Source organism: Nocardia sp. NPDC060220, from assembly GCF_042727815.1.
Classification (GTDB): domain Bacteria; phylum Actinomycetota; class Actinomycetes; order Mycobacteriales; family Mycobacteriaceae; genus Nocardia.
The window spans coordinates 1-9,819 of sequence record NZ_JBHWZY010000182.1; the positions used below are offsets into that span (position 1 = coordinate 1).

The following is a 9,819-nucleotide window of genomic DNA, read 5'->3' on the forward strand; positions in this document are numbered from 1 at the left end:
CTCCGGCGGTATGCGCAGGCGCCTCGACCTCGCTGCCAGCCTCATCTCCACCCCGCCGCTGCTGTTCCTCGACGAGCCGACCACCGGCCTCGATCCCCGCACCCGCGCGCAGATGTGGGACACCATCCGCAGGCTGGTCCGCGAGGGCGCGACGGTGCTGCTCACCACCCAGTACCTCGACGAGGCCGACCAGCTGGCCGACCGGATCGCGGTGATCGACCGCGGCAAGGTGATCGCCGACGGCACCGCCGACGAGCTCAAGGCCTCCATCGGCGGCGCGTCGGTCCACCTGACCCTGGTCGATCCCGAGCAGCTCGACGAGGCCCGCCGCATCGTCGGCGACTTCCTCGACGTGAGCGCGCAGATCAGCCCCGAGGCGGGCAGGCTCACCGCACCGCTGCCCGACCCGAATCTCACCGCCGACCTGCTGATCCGGTTGCGCGACTGGGAGATCGGGGTCGAGGAGATCACCGTCAGCAAGCCGACGCTGGACGAAGTCTTCCTCACCATCACCGGCCACCCGGCCGACGAATCCGACGACACCGAACGGAGCGCGGCATGACCGCAGTTCTCACCGCTCCCACAACCATCGACGACATTCCCCAGGCCAGCGACCGAATCAGCCTGCGCGACACGATCTCCACCTCGTTCACGATGGCCTATCGCGGCCTGCTCAAGATCAAACACAATCCCGAACAGCTCTTCGACGTGACGGTGCAGCCGATCCTGTTCACGGCGCTGTTCACCTACATCTTCGGCGGCGCGATCTCGGGCAGCGTGTCCGGCTATCTGCCGGTGCTCATCCCGGGCATCCTCGTGCAAACCGTGGTGCTGACCTCGGTGGTCACCGGCACGCAGTTGCGTGAGGACATGGACAAGGGCGTGTTCGACCGCTTCAAATCCCTGCCCATCGCCCGGGTCTCGGCACTGTCCGGCGCGCTACTGGCCGACATGGTGCGCTACGCCATCGCCTCGACGCTGACCGTGCTGGTCGGGCTCTGCCTGGGCTACCGGCCCGGCGGCGGTCTGGTCGGGGTGGTCGCGGCCTGCCTGGTGGTCGTGGTGTGCTCGTTCGCGGTCAGCTGGATCTGGGCGCTGGTCGGCGTCACCGGCAAGAGCGCCGCGTCGGTGCAGGGCATCTCGATGATGGTGATGTTCCCGCTGACGTTCATGTCGGGCGCCTTCGCCCCGGTGAGCACCATGCCGGGCTGGATGCAGGGTCTCAACCACGTCAACCCCGTGTACTACATGGTCAACACCTGCCGAGAGCTGATGAACACCAACAGTTACGGCACCGACCTCGTCTGGTCGCTGGTCGGATCACTCGTGGTGATCGCGATCTTCGCGCCACTGGCGGTGCGGGCCTACATGCGCCGCGCCTGAACACCGCTCCTCCGCAACGGCATCCGATCCAGTGGGTCGGATGCCGTTGTCGTGTCAGTGCAGTCCGGCGATGATCTCGACGATGCGCTTCGCGGCCTCGAGACGACGCGTACCCGCCGCGCGATGCAGGGCCGCGTCCATCGCGGCATCGCCGACGACACCCCGGTGCAGGGCGATGTGGGCGGCCAACTCCATCGAGGGGCCGTCCTGCCTGGCCACCGATGTCCTTGCGAGGGTGAGCAGTTCGAGACCGTCGGCGCGCCCGGAGTCGGTGGTGAGCAAGTAGGACCCGAGCCCGCACGCGACCGCCCCGATCTGCGGTAGGTCGATGTACTGCGCCAACCGCTGATCGGCGGTCTCGATCAGCTCGGTCGCCAGACCCGCGGCAGCGGATGCCCGGCCGTGGAGCACATGGGCACTCAGGGTGGCCGCCGCTACCATCAGCGAACCGGGGCCCGGCGTCGGTTCGAAATCGGGCCACCCGAGTAGCTCGAGCCCGCGGCGGTAATGGCGGAGCCCGGCGTCGACATCGCCCTCGGCGAGTTCGAGTTCGGCGAGCGCGGTAGCGGCGTTCGCCAGCCGGTGGTTACGGCGAACCATGGGGTCGTCAACGGGGCTGACACCGGAATCGTTCGGTCGCACGATGAAGTCGAGTTCGGCACGCGCCTGCTCGAGGTGCCCGCCGCCGACCAAAGCGGCGGCCAGGTAACAGCGACTCTCCATGATCTCCTCGTGCACTCGGAGCTCGCCCATCAGCTCCAGCGTGCGGCGGTAATACTTCACTGCGTCGTCATAGTTCGCGGACTGGCCGGACAGCTGGGCCAGGTGCTGGCACACCGTCGCCGTCCCCCACACCTCCGCCGGATCCATGTCGTCGAGGGTGCGGAAAGAGTCGCGGGTCGAGCCCGCGACGTTGCCGCCGTTCTCCCAGAAGTTGGCTCGCGCCACCAGCGCGGCGACCCGGACTTGCTGATGGTGTGAACGCGCGCCCCGGGCGAACAACCTGCCCAACCGGAACGGCTCGGGCCGCAAGGTGATCACCGTACCGAGGAAGTACAGGCCCGGATCGAGAACAGGGTTGGTCAGCAGCCGCCGCGCACGGGTGCGCACGATCGCCGTCGCGCGGGTGCCGCCGTCCTTGAGGAACAGCATGTGCAGGCAGGTCAGCAGATGCGCGATCATCTGCAGGTCGGCGTCCTCGGCGGAGGACGGTGGCGGCGGCGCGAGAGCGACCAATCGCATTGCCCACCCGGTGAATTCCAGGTGCGCGCCACGCATCACCCAGACCATCGCGACCACCGGGAAGACCGAGTACGCGGTCGGCGCGTCGGCGCGATCGACAGCGGAGCGCAGCACGGCGACCAGGTTGTCCAGGTCGGCCGACACCGCGAGCACGGACCTCACCTGACCGCCGCCGCGGTAGCCGCGGAACGACCCCAGCGCGAATTCCCTGGCCCAGCAGAACATCCTGTCGAGCACGAGCGCGGATTCGGCGCCATCGGTCACCGCGTCGACGGTGGCGATCTGTTCGGCGCCGAACTCACGGACCGTTTCGAGCATGCGATAGCGGATGCCCGCGCCGTCTGGGTCGTCCAGGACGGTGAGCAGGGACTGGGCGACCAGCCCGTCCACCGCGACGGCCACATCCGGGCCCGCCGCGACCACCTCGGCCGCGGCCGCGGTGAACCCGGCCGGGAAACGGCTCAGCCTGCGCAGGGTCACCTGCTGATCGGGGTCGAGGAGGTTCCAGCTCCAGGCGATCACCGCGTGCAGCGTGCGATGCCGGTGCGGCGCGGACCGATCACCGCTGCGCAACAGGGCGAAACGATGGTCGAGCCTGGTCTCGATCTCGGCGACGCTCATCGTGCGCACCCGTGCGGCGGCGAGCTCGATCGCCAGCGGGAGACCGTCGAGGGTGCGGCACAGCCGGGCCACGGTGTCGGGGTCGAGGCGGACATCGGGGCGTACCGCCCTGGCGCGAGCCGAGAACAGGTCCGTGGCAGGCGAACCGGCCGCGTCGATCGCCAAAGGAGCTAGGGGATAGACGGATTCGGCGGTGATCGACAGCGGTGAACGACTGGTGGTGAGCACGGTCAACTGGGCGCAACTGCCGACGAGATCGGCGACCACCTCAGCCGCGGCATCGATCACGTGCTCGCAATTGTCCAGGATCAGCACCATCGGCCGCGCCGCGAGCGCCTCACGCAGACGGGTGCTCACGTCCACGTGCACGCCCGCCCGGATGGCACCCGTCTCCCGCATCTCACCCAGGCCGATCACCTGCCCGATGGCGACCTCGATGTCTTTGCGCGATTGCGGTCCGGCCTCCGATTCGGGCTGCACCGAGGCCAATTCGACGAGTACCACCGGCACCGAACCGGCCATGCGTTCACCCACCGCGTTGGCGACCCTGGTCTTGCCGGTGCCGCCTGGTCCGAGGACGGTCGTCACTCGGGAGCGCCGTGCCAGGTCAGTGATCGCGTCGAGATCCACTGTGCGACCGAGTAGTTCGTTGGGCGCTGCGCGTAGTCCGACGGCGGTGCGCGGTGTGGGGCTGCCCGGGCCGCGCCGGTCGGTGGCCGCGGTATCTCCAGCGCCGGCCGCGGACTGGGAATCGGCGGTCTCACCGGAGTCGTTTCCGGTGGCGCCGACCGGCCGGCCGCGCTGACCGGTCCCCACCCCGTCTGCGACCCCGGGACCGGCTCCCCCACCGTCGGAGCTCCCGGCGTCGCTGCCCGATCGGCCGGGCCGGTCGCCGTTGACGCCGACCGACGACCCTGCGCCGGCGGATCGGCCGCTGGTCGTCGCGGCACTCGGACCCGACTGGACGCGGTGTTGTGGTGCGCGTCCGGGCAGCTCGATCGGTTCTCCGCGGAGGACGGCGGTGTTGAGGGCGAGGAGGGTGGGGCCCGGGTCGGCGCCCAGTTCTTCGATCAAGCGTAGGCGGTAGCCAGCGAAGACCTCGAGGGCTTCGCTCGGCCGGCCTGCGGCGGCGAGGACACGGATCAGGGTCGCGTGGGCGGATTCGTCCAGCGGGTTGGCTACGACCGCGGCGCGGGCGAGGGGAATGGCGTCGGCCACATCGCCGTGCGTGAGGTGGGCGGTGAGTTCGATGTGATCGAGGCGGCGGCCCAGGTCGGCGGCGGCTGTGCGCAGGTCGGCGGCCGGGGCGGAATCGGGGAGATCGGCGCCCGGTTCACCGCGCCACAGGGTCCGGGCCAGTGCGATCGCGGCGAGGCTGTCGGCGACGTTTCCCTCAGCCAGGTGTTCATCGGCTCGGCGGGCGAGCGCGGCGACCGCGGTGAGGTCGACGCTGTCGGCGGGCAATCTCAGCCGGTAACCGGCCGGGCCGATCTCCAGTGCGCCGTCGGGCAGCATCGCCCGCAGGCGCGAGACCTGCGTGTGCAGCGCGTTCATCGGTGCGCGGGGTGGTTGTTCGCCCCACACCTCGTCGATCAGCGTTTGGGCGCTCCGAGCCCGCCCTGGATGCACTGCGAGGGCGGCCAGCAGCAGCCGGGCGCGGGCGCCGGGTAGCGCGATCACGGCGTCGTCGCGGCGGATCGCGATCACGCCGAGCACCCCCACGACAACGCGGGAGAGTGCCTCGGAGGGCGACCCCTCGGGGCCGCGATGCTGTACAGACATGCCGGATGTCATCGTAGGCGAGGGCGGCGACGGGTTCCCGGTTCGCGCCCCAGCGCGACACCGCCGACGTTGTGTCCCGCGATTTTGTCCCCACCTCGCTTTAGGCTCACGCACATGGGCAACTTCGAGGTGTCGCGGCGCACCGTCATCGCCGCTGAACCGGCACGGATCCACGCACTGATCGACAACTTCCGCCAGTGGCGGCTGTGGTCGCCATGGGAAGACGCCGATCCGCAGCTCGCCCGTACCTACACCGGCCCGGAAGCCGGCGTCGGCGCCCGCTACGCCTGGCGGGGCAACCGCAAAGCCGGTGCGGGCGTGATGGAGATCAAGGCCGACGCCGAACGCGAGATCGGCGTGGAGCTCACCTTCGAGAAACCGTTCAAAGCCACCAATTTCGTCACCTTCACGCTCGCTCCGGTTGCCGGTGGCACCGAGGTGACCTGGCAGATGACCGGCACCCACTCCGGGCTGATGGGCGTGCTCGGCAAGGTGTTCCCGATCGACAACCTCATCGGCAAGGACTTCGACAAGGGACTGGCCCGGCTCAAGACGGTCGCCGAGTCCACCCCGGCCTGACCCGCGATCAGGCGCCCTCCGGCCGTGCGCGAGGGGCTCCAGGAGCGGGGAGCGTCCGTGTCGGATTAGGCTTCGATCCATGGCTACAGCAGCGGAATGGATCGAGGGCGCCCGACCACGGACGCTGCCCAACGCGATCGCGCCGGTACTCGCGGGCACCGGCGCTGCCGCATCCATCGACGGGGCCGTCTGGTGGAAAGCAATTCTGGCGCTGCTGGTTTCGCTGGCGCTGATCGTCGGGGTGAACTACGCCAACGACTACTCCGACGGCATTCGCGGCACCGACGACGTGCGGGTCGGCCCACTGCGCCTGGTCGGCTCGAAACTGGCCTCCCCCACAGCTGTTCGCACCGCCGCGGTGCTCAGCCTCGCGATCGGCGCGGTCGCCGGCCTCGTGCTGGCCGTGACCACCGCGTGGTGGCTGGTACTGATCGGCGCGCTGTGCCTGGCGGGCGCGTGGTTCTACACCGGCGGCAGCAAGCCGTATGGCTACAGCGGTTTCGGCGAGATCGCCGTATTCGTGTTCTTCGGGCTGATCGCGGTGCTCGGCACCCAGTACGTGCAGGCGCTGCGGGTCGACTGGGTCGGCCTGCTGCTCGCGATCGGCGTCGGCGCGTTCTCCAGCGCGGTGCTGGTGGCCAACAACCTGCGTGACATCCCGACCGACACCGAGTCGGGCAAGGTCACGCTCGCGGTGAAACTCGGCGATGCGCGCACCCGCACCCTGCACCTGGTGTTGCTCGCGGCACCGTTCGTGGTCAGCCTCGCGCTGATCGCACGCACGCCATGGGCGCTGGCCGGACTGCTCGCGTTGCCGCTGGCGATCCGGGCCAACGCCCCTGTGCGCACCGGTAAGGGCGGGCTGGAACTGATTCCCGCCCTCCGCGATTCGGGGCTTGCCCTGCTGGCTTGGTCGGCGCTGAGCGCGCTGGCCGTCGGGCTCGCGGGCTAGTCGCCGTCGGGCACCAGAATGCCGAGCACCCAGTTGACCAGCGTGATGATCAAGCCACCCCACAACGCCGCCCAGAAACCGTCGACGCGAAGGCCGTAGTCGGTGAGCTCGGTGATCTTGGCGGTGAGCCACAGCATCCCCGCGTTCACCACCAGCAGGAACAGGCCGAGCGTGAGGATCACGAACGGCAACGACAGGAGTTGCACGATCGGCTTGATCACGGCATTGACCGCCGTGAACACGAGCGCGACGATGAGCAGGACCAGGGCCTTGCCCCAGTTACCCCACTCCGCTGACCACTCGGGCGGCACGTAGATATCGATCTTGTCGATCCACGCGGCCGCAGCCCAGATGGCTATGGCGTTGATGACCAACCGGATTGCTAGTTGCATGCACGCAATGCTAGGCCGGGAAACGGACATTGCGGCGGGTCTGACACACACCCGATGTGGAATTCACGCGGCGCGGTCGAGCATCGCGTAGAGATCGGCGCGTAGGCCGGACACCGCGTCGCGGCCGCCGAGCAGGTCGGTGGTGGCCGGGTCGGCCCCGCGCAGGATGCCGAGCAGCAGGTAGGTCGAGGAGATCTCCCGATCCTTGCGGTGGATCGCCTCGCGCAGCGCGAGTTCGAGCGACTTCTTGGCCGTGCTGGTGAACGGGATGTGCCCGGAGCCGAGCAGTCGGCCGAACATGCCGCGTTTGGCCTCTGGTTCGGCCTGTTCCCAGGCCTGCGAGCCGAAGTTGTCGGCGATGCTGGCCTGCACAGCATCCAGGTCGATGCCGATCGAGCGCAGGGCCTGCGCGTCATCGGCGCCCAGCGGCGGCTCGCTCGTGCGGGCGGCGAGGGCGGCGCGCACACCGCCGGCGGTGATGCCGCGCGCGTCGAGCACCGCGCGCAGGTCCGGTTCGGCGTTCGACAGGGTGCCGAGCAGCACATGCTCCGGCCCGATCCTCTTCGCGCCCAGCTCCTTGGCGTCGTCCTGGGCACCGACCACCGCGACTCTGGCCTCGCGGCTGAATTTTTCGAACATCAGCGGGTTCCACCTTTCCGGTTGTGTTTCTGATGGACCGCTTGCTTACTCACCTCGAGCGCCTCGGCGATGGCCTGCCACGACCAGCCGTTGGCTCTGGCATTGGCGACCTGGATGGTTTCGAGCCGGTCGGCCAGCCTGCGCAGGGCGAGCACCGCGCGCAGCCCGACGGCGGGGTCGGGGTTGCCTGCCGCTGAGGCGAGGGTTGTTGCATCGGTCATGACGTCAATTTTGCTTGACGACAGCCGCGTTTGTCAACAAAAATTGACATCGCTGAGCGCGAACAGACCCGGAAAGGGTATGGCGGAGGTTGTCAGCCGTTCCAGCGGCCGGTGGTGGCGAATTCCGTGAGAATCTCGGTCGGGCCGGTCAGATCCATGTTCTGGGCGGCCACCCAGTCGTCGTCGAAGTAGGTGCCCGCGTACCGGTCGCCGCCGTCACACAGCAGCGTGACCACGCTTCCGCTGCGACCCGCCGCGACCAGCTCGGCGACGAGGTGGAAGGCGCCCCACAGGTTCGTGCCGGTCGAACCGCCGACGCGACGGCCCAGTGCGGCGCTCGCATGACGGGCGGTGGCGATCGAGGCCGCGTCGGGAACCACGATCATCCGATCGACCACCTGGCCCACGAACGACGGCTCCACCCGAGGACGGCCGATCCCCTCGATGCGCGACGGCATTCCGGTCTCATAGCCCGCGTCGCCCGTCTCGTAGCCGCCGTAGAACGCCGAATGCTCCGGGTCCACCACGGCCAGCCGCGTCGCGTGCCTGCGATACCGGATGTAGCGCCCGATCGTCGCGCTGGTGCCGCCGGTACCCGCACCGACCACGATCCACTCCGGCACCGGGTGCTTCTCCAGCGCCAGCTGTTCGAAGATGGACTCGGCGATGTTGTTGTTGCCACGCCAGTCGGTGGCCCGCTCGGCATGGGTGAACTGATCCATGAAATGCCCGCCGGATTCGGCGGCGAGACGCTTGGCCTCGGTGTACATGTCCGGTGGTCGATCGACGAAATGACATCGGCCACCCTGCGCTTCGATGAGCGCGACCTTCTGCGGCGACGTGCTCGCGGGCATCACCGCGACGAAGTCCAGACCGAGCAGCTTCGCGAAGTATGCCTCGCTCACCGCCGTCGAACCCGACGACGCCTCGACCACCGTCGTGCCCTCGGTGACCCAGCCGTTGCAGATCGCGTACAGGAACAGCGACCGTGCCAGCCGGTGCTTGAGACTGCCGGTGATGTGGGTCGACTCGTCCTTGAGGTAGAGCTGCACCGGCCAGTCGGCGGGCAGCGGATACCGCAGCAGGTGGGTGTCGGCGGAGCGCTGCGTGTCGGCGTCGATCAGCCGGACGGCATTGTCGACCCAGTCACGCGGGGCGCTGCGATCGAGGTATTTCACGCCGAGGCGCCGTCGTCGTCACCCCGCAAGCGGGCCCGCAGCTGCGCCTTGTCCTGGCGGCGGCGCGCGTCGACCACGGCGATATCCTCGTTCACCTTCACCCGCAGCTTCTTGAACAACGTCAGCGACAGCGGCATCGCGACGATCAGCGCGAACAGCGCCGCGACGATGACCGGCACGTCGACACCGATCAGCTTGGCCACGCCTACGATCAACGCGGCGATCACCACGACCAGCCCGAGACGAGCCAGCGTGTAGAGCGCGAGATTGCGGACCAGCCGCTTCCCTGCGCCAGGACCCTGCTGACCTGTTGCTTCACTCACGACTACAGCGTAGCCCGGCGCGAATCTCGCCGATGCGGCCCCGTTCGCGGCTTTTGTCTATTACTTCCCCTTTACCAACAGTAGGTGGTTCGACTACATGGGGGTCGCAGTGCGACGATGACGCCACTGATGAGGGAACTGTCGAGAACGGAGAGGTTAGCTATGACTGCGATCACCGTCGGCCTTCAGGACACTCTGCTGACACCAGGCCAAGTGGCCGCCATGTTCCACGTAGATCCCAAGACCGTCACCCGGTGGGCCCATGCGGGCAGACTCGGCTCACTGCGTACACCGGGCGGACATCGCCGTTTCCGCGAGTCCGAGGTCCTGCAGTTGCTCAGATCACTGACCACCGAGGCAGCACCCCGCTGACTCACCGGCCGACGCGAGCCCACCGCGGGCTCGCGTTCGCCAAAAATTTCCCTCCCGTTGCGGATGTGCACACGGCGCGGACACGGCTACCCTCGATAGCAGGAGGTGAGCGACGTGACGTACCTATTGGCACTC

The 9,819-nt window shown here is 68.6% G+C and carries 11 protein-coding genes; 5 read left to right on the forward strand and 6 right to left on the reverse strand.

All coding sequences use genetic code 11. The features are described from left to right. Window positions 1–562 (forward strand): AAA family ATPase (locus ACFWF3_RS12200; protein ID WP_379313713.1); only part of this gene is annotated, 562 nt, incomplete at its 5' end. Beyond that, window positions 559–1,383, forward strand: a complete 825-nt coding sequence (locus tag ACFWF3_RS12205) for an ABC transporter permease (protein ID WP_379313714.1) — start codon at window positions 559–561, stop codon at window positions 1,381–1,383. The genes ACFWF3_RS12200 and ACFWF3_RS12205, both read left to right, overlap by 4 nt. A 54-nt stretch (window positions 1,384–1,437) precedes the next feature. On the opposite strand, the gene ACFWF3_RS12210 is transcribed toward ACFWF3_RS12205, so the two are convergent. After that, a complete protein-coding gene (locus tag ACFWF3_RS12210) occupies window positions 1,438–5,028 on the reverse strand; it encodes a BTAD domain-containing putative transcriptional regulator (RefSeq protein ID WP_379313715.1) in 3,591 nt (1,196 codons plus the stop codon). A gap of 114 nt (window positions 5,029–5,142) precedes the next feature. On the opposite strand from ACFWF3_RS12210, the gene ACFWF3_RS12215 reads away from it, so the two are divergent. Then, on the forward strand, window positions 5,143–5,607 hold the full coding sequence (locus ACFWF3_RS12215) for an SRPBCC family protein (RefSeq protein WP_378634211.1): 465 nt from the start codon (window positions 5,143–5,145) through the stop codon (window positions 5,605–5,607). A gap of 79 nt (window positions 5,608–5,686) precedes the next feature. Next, window positions 5,687–6,559 carry a 1,4-dihydroxy-2-naphthoate polyprenyltransferase gene (locus ACFWF3_RS12220; RefSeq protein ID WP_379313717.1) on the forward strand — a complete coding sequence of 291 codons (873 nt, stop codon included), beginning with the start codon at window positions 5,687–5,689 and terminating at the stop codon, window positions 6,557–6,559. Here the strand turns inward: ACFWF3_RS12220 and ACFWF3_RS12225 are convergent. The 5 genes from ACFWF3_RS12225 to ACFWF3_RS12245 all read right to left on the reverse strand — a co-directional run bounded on the left by ACFWF3_RS12225 (window position 6,556) and on the right by ACFWF3_RS12245 (window position 9,312). Next, window positions 6,556–6,951: a phage holin family protein gene (locus ACFWF3_RS12225; RefSeq protein WP_378991002.1), complete on the reverse strand. Its 396-nt coding sequence runs from the start codon at window positions 6,949–6,951 to the stop codon at window positions 6,556–6,558. The two genes, ACFWF3_RS12220 and ACFWF3_RS12225, sit on opposite strands and share 4 nt — an antisense overlap. 63 nt (window positions 6,952–7,014) lie before the next feature. Continuing rightward, window positions 7,015–7,590 carry a Clp protease N-terminal domain-containing protein gene (locus ACFWF3_RS12230; protein WP_379313719.1) on the reverse strand — a complete coding sequence of 192 codons (576 nt, stop codon included), beginning with the start codon at window positions 7,588–7,590 and terminating at the stop codon, window positions 7,015–7,017. Continuing rightward, the gene (locus tag ACFWF3_RS12235) at window positions 7,590–7,811 is read right to left on the reverse strand and encodes a hypothetical protein (RefSeq protein ID WP_019049431.1); all 222 of its coding nucleotides are present in this window, start codon (window positions 7,809–7,811) and stop codon (window positions 7,590–7,592) included. Before ACFWF3_RS12235 ends, ACFWF3_RS12230 begins: the two co-directional genes overlap by 1 nt. Before the next feature lie 92 nt (window positions 7,812–7,903). Then, a complete protein-coding gene (locus ACFWF3_RS12240) occupies window positions 7,904–8,989 on the reverse strand; it encodes a PLP-dependent cysteine synthase family protein (protein ID WP_378634202.1) in 1,086 nt (361 codons plus the stop codon). Further along, complete coding sequence (locus ACFWF3_RS12245) at window positions 8,986–9,312, reverse strand: DUF4229 domain-containing protein (protein WP_378991009.1); 327 nt, start codon at window positions 9,310–9,312, stop codon at window positions 8,986–8,988. Before ACFWF3_RS12245 ends, ACFWF3_RS12240 begins: the two co-directional genes overlap by 4 nt. Window positions 9,313–9,474: 162 nt before the next feature. Here ACFWF3_RS12245 and ACFWF3_RS12250 point away from each other — a divergent pair, with 162 nt between their 5' ends. Next, window positions 9,475–9,684 carry a BldC family transcriptional regulator gene (locus tag ACFWF3_RS12250; RefSeq protein ID WP_056814442.1) on the forward strand — a complete coding sequence of 70 codons (210 nt, stop codon included), beginning with the start codon at window positions 9,475–9,477 and terminating at the stop codon, window positions 9,682–9,684. Window positions 9,685–9,819 lie beyond the last annotated feature (135 nt).